Here is a 16,587-nt window from a genome sequence, read left to right as displayed (position 1 = left end):
CCATCGGCGACACGAGAACGGAACATGTCGCTAAAAGCAAAATTTAGCGACACGTTATTCCCACATGTCTACGCTGACGCCCTGAAAAGGGTGCTCACCAGAGCGCCGTTGCCTTTAGGTGGATACCCGAAGAATCAGGATCGCATCCATGACCGCATCCCCCCTCCCCTGGCAGGCCGACAAGCCTTATAACCAGCTTCCGCCCTTGCCACCGGCAGCCGAGCTTGAAACACGTGCAGTGCTCAAGTGCTGTATCGAGGCCCGCGCGGCACTGGCCGAGTTGAAGCAGGCGGCCGAGCTAACCCCAAACCAGACGGTGCTGATCAACACCACCCCGTTGCTGGAAGCCAAAGACAGCTCGGAGATCGAAAGTATCGTCACCACTACGGACCTGCTCTTTCAGCATGCCCAGGATGGCGATAACCACGCCGACCCGGCCACCAATGAAGCCCTGCGCTACCGCAAGGCCTTGCATCATGGCTATCAGTCCTTGGCCGAGGGGCCACTCTCCACCGGCACGGCAGTCGAGATCTGCCGCACGCTCAAGGGCGTAGACATGGACATCCGTCGAGTGCCCGGTACCCAGCTCGCCAACGACCGCACCGGAGATGTCATCTACACCCCACCGGAGGGTGAAGACCGTTTGCGCGATCTGCTCGCCAACTGGGAGCGCTTTCTGCACAACGAAACGGACTTAGACCCGCTGGTACGCATGGCTGTGGCTCATTACCAGTTCGAGGCCATCCACCCGTTCACCGATGGCAATGGCCGCACCGGGCGCGTGCTCAACACCCTGTATCTCATCCACGAAGGTCTGCTGAATCTGCCAATTCTCTACCTCAGCCGCTACATCATCGCCCACCGAGCCGACTACTACCGCCTTCTGCTGAATGTCACCCGCGAACAGGCCTGGGAACCCTGGCTGCTGTATATGCTCAGTGCGGTGGAAGAAACGGCTCGCTGGACCACTGCCAAAATTGCCGCCATACGCAGCCTGTCCGAACACACCACTCAGTTTGTGCGCGATCAACTGCCGAAAAACTATTCCCGTGAGCTGGTGGACGTGATTTTCGAGCAGCCCTACTGCCGCATCAGCAACGTCGTAGACAAACAGATTGCCCAGCGTCAAGCCGCCTCCCGTTATCTCAAAGAGCTAGTCGCCATCGGCGTTCTGCAAGAGGCGCAGGTTGGCAAGGAAAAGCTATTTATTCATCCCAAGCTGATGCAGCTACTGACTCGCGACAGCAACGACTTCAAGCCCTACGCCTGACCCTTTTCGACACCAAGCTCGGCAGCGAGATTGATGCCCACGTGGCCGGCCAAATCGCAAAGCAGCGCTCATGACGCGCTAGAAGCCGCCCGCGTAAAGTCGCCGACACACTCGGGGGAGGATGCCCTCCTGCCCACTCGCGAGTTGAAGCCCGAGTATCACGGCACCTAAGTCGGTAAAAGGTGATGCAAAAAAACTTTCCAGGACTAGCCCCCCGGATACCGCTCCCAAACCTCATCATCAAACTCCCCGCCATACCCCGAGAAATCCCTAGGCACGCGCTCGATATCCTCCGCCACCGCCTCAATTACTCCCCGCAACTCAAGCGGCGCAAGCCAGCGATCCGGAATCGCCTCGACACCGTACTGAATACCCAGCAAATGCCCGGCAATCAGCCCGGTGCTGTCACTGTCCCCGCTGTGATTCACGGCATTGATCACGCCGTCTTCGAACGATGTGGCAGTCAGTGCGCACCAGATGCCAATCGCCAAGGCTTCTTCGGCAATCCATCCGCCGCCCAGTTCGTCGATCCGCTCGGGGGTTGGGCGGTGGCCTTCGTTGCTAAAGAAGAGCACGTGCTCGACGATCGCTCGGGTTTCCTCCATGCCGGGTTTGCCCCCGTGCTCGGACAGGCTTTTGGCGATGGCGTCTTCGAGGCTGTCCTCGCGGTCGACAATGCGCTGGAGAATGTCGGCGAAAAGACCGCCTGCCAGGTAGCCCGTTGGATGACCGTGGGTCAGACGCCCGGATTCAGCGGCGTTGTCGAAGGCATTGCGGAAGAAAGCGCACGGGGCGACGCGCATGACGGCGCCGCAGCCTTTGCTGTCGTTTTGAGCGAAAGAGCCAAATTCCGCACTGGCCTTCAATGCGCTTAGACAGGTGAGGCCGGGCGCGCGACGGGACCACAACTCGCGCTCCTTCACCAGCCAGCCATCCAGGCTGACGCTTGTGATGGCAGACGAGTAATCCTGGGTTATCAGCCAGCGCAGCAACGCATGGTGAATGACGCCGGGTATGTGGCAAATACCCCGGGAGATACCGCGCACATGGGCGCGCAGCAGGCCTTCAGCGGTGAAGAGCATCATTTGCGTGTCGTCGGTGATGGCACCAAGTCGCCCGTAAGCCGGGGCAAAATCGACAATGCCACGCGCACCGAACGTGGCGCGGATGTCGTTCCATTTGAGAAATTCGACCGGCGCACCCAGCGCATCGCCCACCGCGCCGCCGAGCAGGCAGCCTTTGATCCGTTCAAGTCTGTTCATCTGTGCTTCCTTACACTGGCTGCATCATGGTTTGGAGCGATTCGAGCGTTCTTTCAAGTGGCTCAACATAGGCGCTTTTTGCACGCGAAGTCCTGATCTTCTATGTGTTAATCCTCAAATTCAGGCCCAAGATCGTGCTCACGTCGACGTGACCTCCAGCTCTTATACCCCTCCGAAATCTCCACCTCGGTCATCACCATTCCGAACCTCGGAAAAGCCTGCTTCAGCTCCAGCTCAGCCGGAATGAAGTCATCCCCGCCCCTGATTGATCGGAGCATACCGTTGGGCACCTCACCGAAGGCGATGAGACTCGGCGCCTCAACTGGCAGCCCTTCTCCTTCGTAGGCATCGTATGCAGCCATGTAGAGCACATCATTGATATGCGCCTGAACGCTCCGATCGCTACGCTTGAAGAAATGCACAGGTTGGAGGCTTTCTTCCCACACGTCGACGTGTCGCTGGAGCTCGGCCTGAGGTGGCATTTCCCCGCGTACGTTGACCGCCAGCACGAGCAGTTCAGCGAGATACCGTGAGTTGAACTGCTCCAGAAAACCCTTCATGTCGTTGCGTTTCAGGCCGACGAACATCATCGCGTAGCGCGTGTCGACTTTCATGGCGAGCAGGACATGGGTCTTGCCGAATGTGGTGACGTGCAGTTGCCAGCGATCCACTCGATCGTGGGCTGCGCTGTCCGCTTCCAGCGATTGGGCAGCAGCGGCGGGCTGCACAGCGCTGATGATTTTGCCTTTTACTTTTTTCGAGAAAAAATCAGCGGCGTCTTGTGTGCAATCAAAAATCAGCATGGGGATGGAGGGTCCATTGGCGATGGTTGAGGATACCGGCGATCAACCTCAACCCGCCAACACATGCCGCAAAAACAGCTCCCCCGCCACCGACAACCCGTCCCGCGACCTCACGCAGACGTTCAGTTCGCGGCTGGCCCATTCCTCTTCCAGCTGAACCACTTTCGCACCGTCCATTCGGTAAATCCCTACGCTGCCCTCGGGCATGATGCCGATGCCGACGCCGGCCTGCACCATCAGGCTCAGGGCGTCGTAGCTGGCGACTTCCATGCGGATTCTCAGGGACCGGCCGAGGTCGTTGGCGGCTTTGATCAGCTGGAAATTCAGGTGGGTGCCGCTGCGCAGGGCGACGTATTCGTGGTCGAGGGTGTCGCTGAAGCGCACGGATTCGCGGCCTGCCAGCGGGTGGTCGTTGGGCACGATCAATACGAGGCGGTCGGTGCGGAACGGGAAGACTTCGATGTCGGCGCCATGGGGCAGGCGCGTGAAGATGCCGATCTCGGCGCGGTTTTCGGCGACGGCTTTGGTGATCGCCAGGCTTTGTTGTTCTTCGAGGACGATGTTGATCAGCGGGTAAAGCGCCATGAACGACTTGATCAAGCCGGGCATGAATTGGGTGATCGCGGAGATGTTCGCCAGCACGTGCACCGAGCCGCGGGTACCGTTGGAGTAGTCGCGCATCTGCAGGACGATGTCGTTGAGGGTGTTCAGTGCGCTGCGGGCCATGAACAGCAGCGACAGGCCGGCGTCCGTCGGCGTGATGCCTTTGTTGGTGCGGGTGAGCAGTCGCGAGTCGAGCAGCTCTTCCAGTTCGCTGAGCCGCTTGCTGACGGCCGCCGCCGCAATGTGTTCGCGCTTGGCGGCGGCAGCAATGGTGCCTTCTTCGACGACGCTGACGAAGAGGCGCAGCGAGACAGGGTCGAGCTTCATGTGGGGTACCGGGCGTGCTGGCCTGAGTGGCCGCCATAGTACCTCGTCAGCCATCGCCTCAGAACGCGCCCGACAACAGATGGCCGGCGTTGGGAACTTGCGCCTTAAGGCCGAGGGTCTTGAGCATCTGGTAGACGGTCGCCACGGACGCGGACAGCACCGGTTTGTCCAGTCGATCCTGTACGACCTGGATGGCGGGCAGCGATGGCATCTGCACGCAGCACGACAGAACGATGCCGTCGGCTTGCCCGATGTTGAGCCGGTCGGCGTGGGAAATCAGGTCCATCGGGTCGAGCCGTCCGACTTGCAGGTTGTCGGAGACTTCGAGGCTGATGGCGTCCACCACCTCGATTCCGGCCGCTTCGATGTAGTCGATGACCTGTTGGGTGAGTGGCTTCATGTAGGGCGTGATGATCGACACTTTCTTGTAGTCGAGCATGTGGAGGCTGTCGATCAACGCCCCGGCCGAACTCAGCACGGGTGCGTCGGAGGCATTGCTGGCCACGGTTTTGCCCAGGCGTTCCTGGGACACTTTGTGGTAACCGGCGCCCTGACACATGATTGCCACCAGGCAGGCGTACGCCATGACATCGACCCGCGCATCACTCAACTCCAGCGCGCAGCGGTCGCTGTCGATGTCCATCTTCTTCAATTCTTCTGGGCTGACTTTCATCATGCGCATGCGGGAGGAATGGAAAGTGAAGCGTTCGTCCGGGAACAGGGAGTACCGCGACGTCAGCATCGCCGGGATCTCGGTTTCCATGGTGGTGTTGGAGCTGGGGACGATCTGGCCAATCCGGAAATTTCTCACAGGGTCTTCTCCATTTCGCCGACGGCGAGGTCATGTGCGACCGATGCTAGGAGTGACCGAGAGCTGCGTACATCAGGCAATGGCGAGCCTGCCATCGCGGCTGGCGATGGCGGTTAGAAAAGGAGCGGATCACTGCTCAATGCCGACACCGCCTCATATCAGGTGAACTCAATCACCCTGCGGGAGCCGGCTTGCTGGCGAATGCGCCGTGTCAGCCGACATCTTCACCGCCTGAGCCAGCGCGTCCGCCAGCAAGCCGGCTCCTACGGATTTGCATCTGCCGCGAGCGCAAATTTTGCGCCTAGCGCCGCACGTTGTTCTCGCTGACAAACCGCATTCGCCTGAATTACTGCCGCTGCGCGCCAGATCGCGGGCAAGCGCGCTCCTACGCCCTTCGGGCAGAGGCAGATCGAGATTCACGTCATTTCACCTGCGTTTTCATACCTGAGGGGTGGTCATCCAACGCGGATTACCATCAGACACGCAGATTAGCGGACGGCGCAAATCACCTGTAGGAGCGCGCTTGCCCGCGAACGCGGTGGGTCAGTCACCTCTCCATCAACTGACAGGACGCGTTCGCCAGCAAGCCGGCTCCTACGGATTTGTATCTGCCGCGAGCGCAAATCCTGCGCTGGCGCCGCACGTTGTTCTCGCTGACACACCGCATTCACCGGTTTACTGCCGCTGCGCGCCAGATCGCGGGCAAGCGCGCTCCTACGCCCTTCGGGCAGAGGCAGACCGCAATACATGCCATTTCGCCCTTCGCACAGAGGCAGACCGCGGTCCATGCCATTTCGCCCTTCGTGCAGAGGCAGACCGCGGTCCATGCCATTTCGCCCTTCGTGCAGAGGCAGACCGCGGTCCATGCCATTTCGCCCTTCGTGCAGAGGCAGACCGCGGTCCATGCCATTTCACCTGCGATTTCATACCTGTGGGTGCGGTCATCCAACGCGGATTACCAACACCAACGCAGATTAACGCACGGCGCAAATCACCTGTAGGAGCGCGCTTGCCCGCGAACGCGGTGGGTCAGTTACCTTTTTAACAACTGACAGGACGCGCTCGCCAGCAAGCCGGTTCCCACAGGGAAAGGCGGCGTACGCTTTATCTCGTTTACGCGTGAGAAAGCACCTCGCCCCGCGCAGGCGCTTGGACCTTGTGATTGCCCAGCATCCCCCTCGGGATGGACAGAATCAGTCCGGCGCTGATGAACAAACAGGCGCCCAGCACGTAGGTGCCGTTGTTGATGTTGCCCGTGAGGTTCTCGGCGACGGCGGTGATCATCGAGCCGGTGAATCCCGACAGGTTGCCGATGGCGTTGATCATGCCGATCCCCGCAGCGGCCGCGACGCCGGACAGCACGGTGCCTGGCAGGGTCCAGTAGATGGGCATCAGGCTCAGCACGCCGGAGGCGGACACGCTGAGGAAGATGATCGACAGCACCACGTTGCTGGCGAAGTAGGCGCTGAGGATCAAGCCGATACCACCAATGATCGCCGGAATCGCTGCGTGCCAGCGACGCTCGCCGGTCTTGTTGGAGTGCCGAGCGTTGAGGGTCATGGCGATCACGGCGATGCCATACGGAATCGCCGTCAGCAGGCCGATGTCCATGGGGTTGGAGACGCCGGCGCTTTTGATGATCGATGGCATCCAGAACGCCAGCCCGTAGAACCCGGTGTTGAACGTCAGCAGGATCAGCACCAGCAGCCACACGCGTCCGTTCAAAAACACCTCGCGCAGGTTGGTCGCCTTGCCTTTGCTGTCGGTCTCCAGGTTGGCCTTGAGCATGGCCTTCTCTTGGGGCGACAGCCATTTGGCCGCGTCGATGTTATTGGCCATTAACGCCAGCACCACGAAGGCCATGACCACCGAAGGCAGGCCTTCGATGATCAACAGCCATTGCCAGCCGGCCATGCCGTTGACGCCCTGCATGCGGGTCATCAGCCAGCCGGAAATCACACCACCCAGCGTCAGACTGATCGGCATTGCCATGAGGAAACCCGCCATCACCCGGCTCTGCCGCCGAGTTGGAAACCAGTAGTTGAGGTAAAGGATGACGCCGGGAAAGAACCCAGCCTCACAGATGCCGAGCAAAAAGCGCAGCACGTAGAACATGGTTTCCGACTCGATGTGGAAAAACTTCGCCAGCGGCACGGTAAACGCGACAGCCATGGAGACGATGGCCCAAGTGAGCATGATCCGGGCGATCCAGAACCGCGCGCCAAAGCGATGCAGCAGCAAATTGCTCGGGACTTCGAAGAGGAAATAGCCCCAGAAGAACATGCTCGCGCCGAGGGCATAGATGGTGTTGCTGAATTGCAGATCGTTGAGCATGTCCAGCTTGGCGAAGCCGATGTTCACGCGGTCCAGATATGCCGCCATGTAACACAGGAGCAGGACGGGAAGGATGCGCAGGATGACTTTGCGGTAGGTGCGGTCTTCAAAGCTGGCTTGCCCGGGACCCGAAGAGTCGGGCAGGCGCTGGGAAACGGTTTCCATGGTGGGACCTCCAGGCACTCAAAGGCGCCTGTATTGTTGTTATGTGAGGGTCGAAACACGGAGCGATGGTACTGACAACGGTATTGATTAAGATAATGACTTGTTTCCATTGATTGATAACGCAGCGTTATCGGTCACTGATGGGCCAGCCGCGCATTCGCCAGCAGAATCTCGGCAAATTCCGACGCAGCACCGAGCAATGGCTCACCTCGACGGGTGAGGATTCCGTAATCCTGGGGCGCCAGTTTCAGCGGCGTGTTCAGCACTCTCAGCAGGCCAGTATCCAGATGCGGCTGCGCCATGGACGCCGGCAACATGGCGATCATTGGCCCTGCCTGGAGCACTTGCAGAAAGGTCTGCATCGAGATGGTGTCGATGGTGTTCTTCGGGGTGGGGATGCCGGCCTTGGCGAAGGCCTGCTCCATGCGCGCGCGGATCGGGGTGCCCAGCGGGTACAGAATCCATGGCCAGTTTCCGAGTTCTTGCAAAGGCGTCTGCGCCAGCTCCGTCAGCGGGTGGCGACTGTTGACCACCATGCAGAACGGCTCCGGCGCCAGCGCCTGAAAGTCGTACACCTGCTGCTGGTTTTCGTTGGTGTAGCGCGCCACTGCGAGATCAAGCTTTTTGTCGTCGAGCATTTCCATCAGGTGGTCGCTGGTCTGCTCAACCACCTCGATCGACAGCAACGGCCAGCGCGCTTTCAGCTGCACGATGGCTTCCGGCAGCACCACCGCGGTCGCCGCGAAGATCGCCCCCACCTTCAGGAAACCATGCCCGCCCTCACGCAGGCTGCTGATCTGATCAACGAACTTGCTCGCGTCATTCAGAGCGATCTGCGCATAGCGCACCACGTGTTCACCAAGGGCGGTCGGCGGCATGTTGCGCGGCAGACGCTCGAACACATCAAAACCCAGCAGCCGCTCGATCTCCCGCAGCATTTTGCTCACCGCCGGCTGGCTGAGGTTCATGTGCTGTGCCGCCGTGTGCATATTGCGGGTGCGCGCGAGGGTTTCGATGAGCACCAGATGCTTGAACTTGAGCCAGTTACAGACTGTGGAGAAGGAAATGTCTGACATGAGCGCGGCCTTGATGAGCGATAACCCAGTGTTATCGATTACTGAACAGATGTCATTGGAGTTTATCGCCGGTGCTGATTAGGGTCGCTTATAAATCATAAAAAGCGTTGAGGACTTCACCATGCCGATTCAGCTCACTCCCGAAAATACCCTCCCCGCCGACGGCCTGAATGGCACGCTGATCGGCCGCGCCTGGGTGCCCGGTAAAGTCGGCGGCCCGTCGCCCGTGGTGTTGCGCAACGACGGGGTGTTCGATCTTTCGTCGAGCTTCGCTACTTTGAGCGACTTGCTGGAGCTGGAATCGCCGGTGGCTGCCGTGCGCGAAGCCCACGGCACGCGCGTCGCCAGCATTGAGGAGTTGCTGGCGAATTCGACTGCAACGCCCGATGCCAGCAAGCCGTACCTGTTGGCGCCAGCGGACCTGCAAGTGATCAAGGCCGCAGGGGTGACCTTCGCCGCGAGCATGATCGAGCGGGTGATCGAGGAGCAGGCGGCAGGCGATCCGGCCAAGGCGGAAAGCGTGCGCGCCATCGTGCAGAACGCTATCGGCGACAACCTGCGCAACATCAAGCCGGGCTCCGAACAAGCCAGCACACTCAAGGCACTGCTGATCGAGCAAGGTATGTGGTCGCAGTACCTTGAAGTGGGCATCGGGCCGGACGCCGAGATTTTTACCAAAGCGCCGGTGCTGGCGGCGGTAGGCAGCGGTAGCCAGGTGGGTATTCATCCGAAATCGGAGTGGAACAACCCCGAGCCCGAAGTGGTGCTGGCAGTGAACAGCCGCGGGCAGATCCACGGCGCGACGCTGGGCAACGACGTCAACCTGCGTGACTTCGAAGGCCGCAGCGCGCTGCTGTTGAGCAAGGCCAAGGACAACAACGCCTCGTGCTCAATCGGCCCGTTCATTCGGCTGTTCGACGAAACTTTCTCCCTGGATGACGTGCGCAACTGCGTGGTCGATCTGCAGGTAAAAGGCGACGACGGCTACGTGATGAAAGGCTCAAGCTCGATGTCGCAGATCAGCCGCGATCCGGCGGACATCGCCGGACAGGCGCTCAACGCCAACCATCAATACCCGGACGGCTTCCTGCTGTTTCTGGGCACCCTCTTCGCCCCGACCGCCGACCGCGAGCATGCCGGCGGGGGTTTTACCCACAAGCTGGGCGATCAGGTCAGTATCAGCAGCAGCCTGTTCGGCGGCCTGCACAATGAGGTGACCCACAGCAGTGACGCGGCGCCGTGGAGGTTCGGCGTCGGCGCGTTGATACGCAATCTCGCCGTGCGCGGTTTGTTGTAACGCTGAACACCTACGCAGCACACCTAATTCCAAGAGAGACCCGAACCATGTCCGACACGCCGAAACGCCCGCTTCGCAGCCAGCAATGGTTCGATGATCCGGAACACGCTGACATGACGGCGCTGTACGTCGAGCGCTACATGAACTACGGCCTGACCCGCGAGGAGCTGCAATCGGGCCGACCGATCATCGGCATCGCCCAGACGGGCTCTGATCTGGCGCCCTGCAACCGTCATCACCTGGAACTCGCCCAGCGGGTCAAAGCCGGCATTCGCGATGCGGGCGGGATTCCCATGGAGTTTCCGGTGCACCCGATGGCCGAGCAGACCCGCCGGCCGACCGCTGCCCTGGACCGCAACCTGGCGTACCTCGGGCTGGTGGAAATTCTTCACGGCTACCCGCTGGATGGCGTCGTCCTGACCACCGGCTGCGACAAAACCACCCCGGCCTGTCTGATGGCGGCGGCCACCACCGACCTGCCGGCCATTGTGCTGTCTGGCGGGCCGATGTTGGACGGTCGTCATAAAGGCGAATTGATCGGCTCGGGCACGGTGCTCTGGCATGCGCGAAATCTGCTGTCCGCAGGAGAGATCAATTACGAAGGTTTCATGGAAATGACCACCGCCGCGTCGCCGTCGGTGGGCCACTGCAACACCATGGGCACGGCGCTTTCGATGAACGCGCTGGCCGAAGCGCTGGGCATGTCGCTTCCCGGTTGCGCGAGCATTCCGGCGGCGTACCGCGAGCGCGGGCAGATGGCGTACATGACTGGCAAGCGAATTTGCGACCTGGTTCGTGAAGACGTGCGCCCTTCGCAGATCATGACCCGTGAAGCCTTTGAAAACGCGATTGCAGTGGCCTCGGCGCTGGGTGCTTCAAGCAACTGCCCGCCTCACCTGATCGCCATCGCCCGGCACATGGGCGTCGAGTTGAGCCTCGACGACTGGCAGCGCATCGGCGAAGACGTGCCGTTGCTGGTCAATTGCATGCCGGCCGGGAAGTATCTGGGCGAAGGCTTCCACCGCGCAGGTGGCGTGCCGGCGGTGATGCACGAGCTTCAGAAGGCCGGCAAGCTGCACGAAGACTGCGGCACGGTTTCCGGGAAAACCATCGGCGACATCGTGCGAAATGCCGTCGCCCACGACACCGACGTCATCCGTCCCTACGAAGACCCGCTCAAACACCGCGCCGGCTTCATCGTGCTGAGCGGCAATTTTTTCGACAGCGCGATCATGAAGATGTCGGTGGTCGGCGAGGCGTTCCGCAAGACTTACCTGTCCGAGCCGGGCGCCGAGAACAGTTTCGAGGCGCGAGCCATCGTGTTCGAGGGGCCGGAGGACTACCACGCGCGGATCAACGACCCTTCGCTGGAAATCGACGAGCGCTGCATTCTGGTGATCCGCGGCGCCGGCACGGTCGGTTATCCCGGCAGCGCCGAAGTGGTGAACATGGCGCCGCCGTCTGCGCTGATCAAACAAGGCATCGATTCGCTGCCGTGCCTGGGCGATGGCCGGCAGAGCGGGACTTCGGCCAGCCCCTCGATTCTCAACATGTCGCCGGAAGCCGCGGTGGGCGGCGGCCTTGCATTGCTGAAAACCAACGACCGGCTGCGGGTGGATCTGAACAATCGCAGCGTTAACGTACTGGTCAGCGACGAAGAAATGGCCGAACGCCGCGCGCAGTTCGAACCGAAGATGCCCGCCTCGCAAACCCCGTGGCAGGAGCTGTATCGGCAGTTGGTGGGGCAGTTGTCCACCGGCGGATGCCTGGAGCCGGCGACGTTGCATTTGCGGGTGATTGCACGAAGCGGCGAGCCGCGTCATTCCCATTGAGCAGCCGCGCGCGCTCTTGTAGGAGCGTGGCTTGTCCCGCGATCGGCGACGAAGTCGTCGCAAAACCGGTCATCTGGGTGTGGAAGGTTTCCCGAGGTAGTCAATTTACGGCTGCTTTGCAGCCGATCGCGGGACAAGCCACGCTCCTGCAGGGACATCATTGTGCCGAGAGTTGCGCCATGGATGCAGAGGGTTGGACAGGACTCACAACAACGCCGGCAACCCCTTCTCCATCCCAGCAAACCGGTTTTTCAACAACGAATGCAACTGCTGCACCGCCGGGGAAAACTGTTTGCGGTGCGGACAGACCAGGTTGAGCGGGGTCGGCTCGCCCGGGTAATCGGGCAGCAACAGTTCCAGCCGCCCGGCGTGCACGTCCTCGCAGACATCCAGCCACGACTTGTAGGCCACACCCTGCCCCGCCACGGCCCAGCGCCTCACCAGATCAGCGTCATCGGTGAGCAATGGGCCTGACACCGAGAACACCCGCCCACCGAGCCGCCATTTGTCGTAGACCCGACCCGCCAGGGTGAACAGCAAGCACTCATGACGCAGCAAGTCGTCCGAGACCATGGGTCGGCCCTTGCGCGCCAGATACTCGGGCGATGCCACCAGCACCCGGCGATTCCATGGCGCCAGCGCCAACGCGATGTAGTTCGCGTCTTCTATCACGCCGTAGCGAATGGCGACGTCCACCGGATCACGAAACAGATCGGCCACTTGGTCGGAGATAAACAGGCGCAGATTCAGCGCCGGGTGCTGACTGCGAAAATCCGTCAGCCACGGCAGCAGCATGTTTCGCCCCAGATCCGAAGGCGCCGCCACTTGCAGCGTGCCTTGCAGCTCAGCGCTCTCCCGCTGCAGCTTTTCCCGGCCATCGCGCAAGGTATCGAGCACCGTCTGGGCGGTCGGCAAGTACTGCTCGCCTTCAGCGGTGAGACGCAAGCTGCGGGTCGAGCGGGCAAACAGGCGGATATCCAGCTCGCGTTCGAGGCGCTTGATGGCCGCCGCGACTTGCCCCGGCAACAGATCCACCTCCCGCGCGGCATTCGAGAAGCTGCCCAGCGCAGCGGTGCGAACGAACAGGGTCAGGTCGTCGATGCGGATCATTTTCACTCCAGCTGTGAAAGTGTTGCCGGATTCTGCGGGTTTTTCTGCCTAACGAACAAGAACAAGATGGGTCCAACGTTTCAGCCACCTTCTATTCACTGACTAAAGAGATCGCCATGAAAGCCGTCGCCTTCACCCAACACGGTCTGCCCATCGAAGACCCCACTGCGCTGCTCGACATGGACCTGCCCAAGCCAACGCCCGGCCCTCGTGATTTGCTGGTCGAAGTCAAAGCGATTTCGGTGAACCCGGTCGACACCAAAATCCGCGCCGGCTCTGCCGCCACCGAACCCAAAGTGGTCGGCTGGGACGCCGTCGGCGTGGTTCGTGAAACGGGCAGCGACGTCACGCTGTTCAAAGCCGGGGACGAAGTGTTTTACGCCGGCTCCATCGCACGTCCTGGCAGCTACAGCGAATTCCACCTCGTCGACGAGCGCATCGTCGGGCACAAACCCAAGAGCCTCGACAACGCCCACGCCGCCGCGCTGCCGCTGACCTCGATCACCGCGTGGGAATTGCTGTTTGACCGTCTGGGCGTTGAGGAAGGCGGCGGCGAAGGTGACAGCCTGCTGATCATTGGTGCTGGTGGCGGCGTCGGTTCGATTCTGGTGCAGCTGGCACGCCAGCTGACCAAGCTGACCGTGATCGGTACAGCGTCGCGTCCGGAAACCCGCGAATGGGTCGAAAGCCTGGGCGCCCACCACGTCATCGATCACAGCCAGCCGCTGGTCGAGCAACTGAACCGGATCGGCGTCGGCGAGGTGAGCCATGTCGCCAGCCTGACCCACACCGATTCGTACTTCACGCAGCTGATCGAGGCCCTGAAACCCCAAGGCCAATTGGCGCTGATCGATGACCCGAAATCCCTCGACGTGGTGCCGATGAAACGCAAGGCCCTGTCGCTGCACTGGGAACTGATGTTCACCCGCTCGCTCTACGAAACGCCGGACATGATTGCCCAGCATGAACTGCTCAATCGCGTTGCCGACCTGATCGATCAGGGCGTGCTGAAGACCACCCTTGGAGAGCATTTTGGCGCGATCAATGCCGAAAACCTGCGCCGCGCCCACGCCGTGATCGAAAGCGGCAAGGCCAAGGGCAAGATCGTCCTCGAAGGTTTCTGAACCTGTTTCCATTATTTGAATGGCCTGCTGCTGCAGGCCGGGAGCCGTTTGTGTCCATGAAGCAGAACATGATGTTGTCAGCGCTGGCCCTGTCCGTCGCGTTGATCAGCCAGACCGGCACCGCCGCCACGATCGCAACCAACGCACTGCCCGCCGATGCACCGGCGGAGAAAACCATCGGCCAGCTTGAGCAGGTGTTCACCTTCCACGACGCCATGCCCACCGGCGTGACCGTGACGGAAACCGGGCGTATCTTCGTCAACTACCCGCACTGGGGCGACGACGTGCCCTTCACCGTGGGTGAAATCCGTGACGGCAAGGTCGTCGCCTACCCCGATGCAGCCATCAACAAAGAAGACCCAAAAGACCCGGCCAAAGGGCTGATCAGCGTGCAGAGCGTGGTCGCCGACGGTCAGGGCCGCGTCTGGCTGCTGGACACCGCCGCCCCGAATTTCGCCGCGCCGAAAGCCGGCGGCGCCAAGCTGGTGGCGGTTGATCTGGCCAGTAACAAGGTGGTCAAAACCCTGGTCTTCCCGGCCAACGTCATCTTGCCGAGCACCTACGTCAACGATATGCGCTTTGATTTTCGCGCTGGCAAGGAAGGCACGGTTTACGTGACGGATTCGTCCGTCTCCGGGCCCGGCGCGATCATCGTCATGGACATCGCCAGCGGCAAGGCGACCCGTCGCTTGAGCGGTGCGAAATCCACTTCGGCCGACCCTGACTTCAAACCGGTCGTCGAAGGCCAAACGGCACTGGTCACCAAAGGCCCGGATGGCAAGCCGAAAACCATGGCCGTTGCGTCTGATGGCATCGCCTTGTCCCCTGACGGCAAGACGCTGTATTTCAGCGCGCTTTCCAGCCGCCACTTGTTTGCCGTGCCCGCTGCGATGCTGCGTGATGCCGGCGTGAGCGAGGCGCAACTGAACGCTGCGGTCAAAGACCTCGGTGAAAAAGGTGCGTCCGACGGCCTGGAAGCAGACGCCAACGGTGCGGTTTACGCCGGCGACTACGAACACAACGGCATCCGTAAACGCCTGGCCGATGGCAGCTGGCAGACCATCGTCCACGATCCTCGCGTGCTGTGGCCGGACACCTTGTCGGTCGGGCCCGATGGCTATCTGTATTTCACCGCCAACCAGCTGCAGCGCCAGGCCGGTTTCCACGACGGCAAGGACCTGCGCGAAAAGCCTTACAGTCTGCTGCGGGTGAAGATCGACGCCGCGCCTGCGCCGACTCGTTGATTCGGTGTTTAATTTCGGAGATCCATCATGCAACTGACCGCACTGGCAAAGTCGCGCTACACCACCAAAGCCTACGATGCCTCACGCAAGATCCCGCAAGAGACGATCCACGAGTTGCTGGAGCAACTGCGTCACAGTCCGTCTTCGGTGAACTCGCAGCCATGGCACTTCGTCGTCGCCTCCGATGAGCAGGGCAAAGCGCGCGTGGCCAAATCGGCCGAGGGTGGTTTCGCCTACAACGAGGCGAAGATGCTCAATGCCTCCCACGTCATCGTGTTCTGCACTCGCACCGAAATGCCGGAATCGCACCTGCACGCGGTGCTGGCTCAGGAGGAGGCTGACGGGCGTTTCGCCAGCGACGAGGCCAAAGCCGGCCAGGACAAAACCCGTCGTGGCTATGTGGATATGCATAAATTCGATCAGAAGGACTTGCAGCACTGGATGGAAAAGCAGACCTATCTCGCGTTGGGCACGTTGTTGCTGGGCGCGGCATCGCTGGGCCTGGATGCGACACCGATGGAAGGCTTCGATTTCAAGAAACTCGACGAAGAACTGGGTCTGCGTGACCAGGGTTTCACCAGCCTGGTCGTGGTCAGCCTGGGCTACCGCAGCGACAGCGATTTCAACGCCAAACTGCCGAAATCGCGCCTACCGGCCGAGACCGTCTTTACCTTCCTGTAATCCCGCCGCACACATGCAGGAGGGAGCGTGCTCGCGATTCCGCCATTTCAGACGACCATGTGTTGACTGAGATGACGCCTTCGCGGGCAAGCGCGCTCCTACACTGAATCGGCGTTAACACCCGAAATCTGCGCCGTGCACAGATCCGTAGGAGTGAGCTTGCTCGCGATTGCGCCGTTTCAGGCGATCATGCGTTGACTGGAATGATGCCTTCGCGGGCAAGCGCGCTCCTACAATGAATCGGCGTTAACACTCGAAATCTGCGCTGTGCACAGATCCGTAGGCGTGAGCTTGCTCGCGATTGCGCCGTTTCAGGCGACTATGCGTTGACTGGAATGACGCCTTCGCGGGCAAGCGCGCTCCTACAATGAATCGGCGTTAACACTCGAAATCTGCGCCGTTCACCGATCCGTAGGAGTGAGCTTGCTCGCGATTGCGCCGCTTCAGGCGACTATGCGTTGACTGGAATGACGCCTTCGCGGGCAAGCGCGCTCCTACAATGAATCGGCGTTAACACCTGAACCTGCGCTGTGCACCGATCCGTAGGAGTGAGCTTGCTCGCGATTGCGCCGTTTCAGGCGATCATGCGTTGACTGGAATGATGCCTTCGCGGGCAAGCGCGCTCCTACAATGAATCGGCGTTAACAC

Annotated in this window: 13 protein-coding genes; 6 read left to right on the top strand and 7 right to left on the bottom strand. The window is 60.9% G+C overall.

Annotated elements, in window-relative coordinates; all coding sequences use genetic code 11:
- Positions 1–148 precede the first annotated feature (148 nt).
- Positions 149–1,270: a protein adenylyltransferase Fic gene (gene fic / locus ACYAR8_RS19385; RefSeq protein WP_463580782.1), complete on the top strand. Its 1,122-nt coding sequence runs from the start codon at positions 149–151 to the stop codon at positions 1,268–1,270.
- A 206-nt stretch (positions 1,271–1,476) separates the two neighbouring features.
- On the opposite strand, the gene ACYAR8_RS19380 is transcribed toward fic, so the two are convergent.
- From ACYAR8_RS19380 to ACYAR8_RS19355, 6 genes are all read right to left on the bottom strand, one after another.
- Positions 1,477–2,532 carry an ADP-ribosylglycohydrolase family protein gene (locus ACYAR8_RS19380; protein WP_463580781.1) on the bottom strand — a complete coding sequence of 352 codons (1,056 nt, stop codon included), beginning with the start codon at positions 2,530–2,532 and terminating at the stop codon, positions 1,477–1,479.
- A gap of 107 nt (positions 2,533–2,639) precedes the next feature.
- Complete coding sequence (locus ACYAR8_RS19375; protein WP_074893165.1) at positions 2,640–3,335, bottom strand: DUF6933 domain-containing protein; 696 nt, start codon at positions 3,333–3,335, stop codon at positions 2,640–2,642.
- 48 nt (positions 3,336–3,383) lie between these two features.
- Positions 3,384–4,265, bottom strand: coding sequence for a LysR family transcriptional regulator (locus ACYAR8_RS19370; RefSeq protein ID WP_463580780.1), 882 nt, complete (start codon positions 4,263–4,265; stop codon positions 3,384–3,386).
- 58 nt (positions 4,266–4,323) lie between these two features.
- Positions 4,324–5,076, bottom strand: coding sequence for a maleate cis-trans isomerase family protein (locus ACYAR8_RS19365; RefSeq protein ID WP_463580779.1), 753 nt, complete (start codon positions 5,074–5,076; stop codon positions 4,324–4,326).
- Positions 5,077–6,189: 1,113 nt separating this feature from the next.
- On the bottom strand, positions 6,190–7,575 hold the full coding sequence (locus ACYAR8_RS19360) for an MFS transporter (protein WP_463580778.1): 1,386 nt from the start codon (positions 7,573–7,575) through the stop codon (positions 6,190–6,192).
- 134 nt (positions 7,576–7,709) lie between these two features.
- Positions 7,710–8,651 (bottom strand): LysR family transcriptional regulator, encoded by a 942-nt coding sequence (locus ACYAR8_RS19355; protein ID WP_463580777.1) that lies wholly within the window; start codon positions 8,649–8,651, stop codon positions 7,710–7,712.
- Positions 8,652–8,772: 121 nt separating this feature from the next.
- Between ACYAR8_RS19355 and ACYAR8_RS19350 the strand changes: the two genes are divergently transcribed.
- Together ACYAR8_RS19350 and ACYAR8_RS19345 are read left to right on the top strand one after the other, a co-directional pair.
- Positions 8,773–9,948, top strand: coding sequence for a fumarylacetoacetate hydrolase family protein (locus ACYAR8_RS19350; protein WP_463580776.1), 1,176 nt, complete (start codon positions 8,773–8,775; stop codon positions 9,946–9,948).
- Positions 9,949–9,995: 47 nt separating this feature from the next.
- The gene (locus tag ACYAR8_RS19345; protein ID WP_108121539.1) at positions 9,996–11,780 is read left to right on the top strand and encodes an IlvD/Edd family dehydratase; all 1,785 of its coding nucleotides are present in this window, start codon (positions 9,996–9,998) and stop codon (positions 11,778–11,780) included.
- Between the two features lie 204 nt (positions 11,781–11,984).
- Here ACYAR8_RS19345 and ACYAR8_RS19340 read toward each other — a convergent pair whose 3' ends face one another.
- A complete protein-coding gene (locus ACYAR8_RS19340; protein ID WP_108121537.1) occupies positions 11,985–12,890 on the bottom strand; it encodes a LysR family transcriptional regulator in 906 nt (301 codons plus the stop codon).
- A 116-nt stretch (positions 12,891–13,006) separates the two neighbouring features.
- Here ACYAR8_RS19340 and ACYAR8_RS19335 point away from each other — a divergent pair, with 116 nt between their 5' ends.
- The 3 genes from ACYAR8_RS19335 to nfsB are packed head-to-tail and all read left to right on the top strand — an operon-like array spanning position 13,007 to position 15,939.
- Entirely contained in the window at positions 13,007–14,014 is a 1,008-nt protein-coding gene (locus tag ACYAR8_RS19335) for a zinc-binding alcohol dehydrogenase family protein (RefSeq protein WP_108121535.1), read from the top strand.
- A 56-nt stretch (positions 14,015–14,070) separates the two neighbouring features.
- Positions 14,071–15,258 carry an L-dopachrome tautomerase-related protein gene (locus ACYAR8_RS19330; RefSeq protein ID WP_108121533.1) on the top strand — a complete coding sequence of 396 codons (1,188 nt, stop codon included), beginning with the start codon at positions 14,071–14,073 and terminating at the stop codon, positions 15,256–15,258.
- A gap of 27 nt (positions 15,259–15,285) precedes the next feature.
- Positions 15,286–15,939 carry an oxygen-insensitive NAD(P)H nitroreductase gene (nfsB, locus tag ACYAR8_RS19325; protein ID WP_074893182.1) on the top strand — a complete coding sequence of 218 codons (654 nt, stop codon included), beginning with the start codon at positions 15,286–15,288 and terminating at the stop codon, positions 15,937–15,939.
- Positions 15,940–16,587: the final 648 nt, after the last annotated feature.

Source organism: Pseudomonas sp. HP_01 (genome assembly GCF_055284355.1).
The sequence above is the reverse complement of the archived record's forward strand: the minus strand, read 5'-3'. Positions and strand labels throughout refer to the sequence as shown.

Excerpts from the sequence above, each read along its gene's own strand:
- fic (WP_463580782.1), top strand. The coding sequence starts at position 149 with ATGACCGCATCCCCCCTCCCCTGGCAGGCCGACAAGCCTTATAACCAG.
- ACYAR8_RS19380 (WP_463580781.1), bottom strand. The coding sequence starts at position 2,532 with ATGAACAGACTTGAACGGATCAAAGGCTGCCTGCTCGGCGGCGCGGTG.
- ACYAR8_RS19375 (WP_074893165.1), bottom strand. The coding sequence starts at position 3,335 with ATGCTGATTTTTGATTGCACACAAGACGCCGCTGATTTTTTCTCGAAA.
- ACYAR8_RS19370 (WP_463580780.1), bottom strand. The coding sequence starts at position 4,265 with ATGAAGCTCGACCCTGTCTCGCTGCGCCTCTTCGTCAGCGTCGTCGAA.
- ACYAR8_RS19360 (WP_463580778.1), bottom strand. The coding sequence starts at position 7,575 with ATGGAAACCGTTTCCCAGCGCCTGCCCGACTCTTCGGGTCCCGGGCAA.
- ACYAR8_RS19355 (WP_463580777.1), bottom strand. The coding sequence starts at position 8,651 with ATGTCAGACATTTCCTTCTCCACAGTCTGTAACTGGCTCAAGTTCAAG.
- ACYAR8_RS19350 (WP_463580776.1), top strand. The coding sequence starts at position 8,773 with ATGCCGATTCAGCTCACTCCCGAAAATACCCTCCCCGCCGACGGCCTG.
- ACYAR8_RS19345 (WP_108121539.1), top strand. The coding sequence starts at position 9,996 with ATGTCCGACACGCCGAAACGCCCGCTTCGCAGCCAGCAATGGTTCGAT.
- ACYAR8_RS19340 (WP_108121537.1), bottom strand. The coding sequence starts at position 12,890 with ATGATCCGCATCGACGACCTGACCCTGTTCGTTCGCACCGCTGCGCTG.
- ACYAR8_RS19335 (WP_108121535.1), top strand. The coding sequence starts at position 13,007 with ATGAAAGCCGTCGCCTTCACCCAACACGGTCTGCCCATCGAAGACCCC.
- ACYAR8_RS19330 (WP_108121533.1), top strand. The coding sequence starts at position 14,071 with ATGAAGCAGAACATGATGTTGTCAGCGCTGGCCCTGTCCGTCGCGTTG.
- nfsB (WP_074893182.1), top strand. The coding sequence starts at position 15,286 with ATGCAACTGACCGCACTGGCAAAGTCGCGCTACACCACCAAAGCCTAC.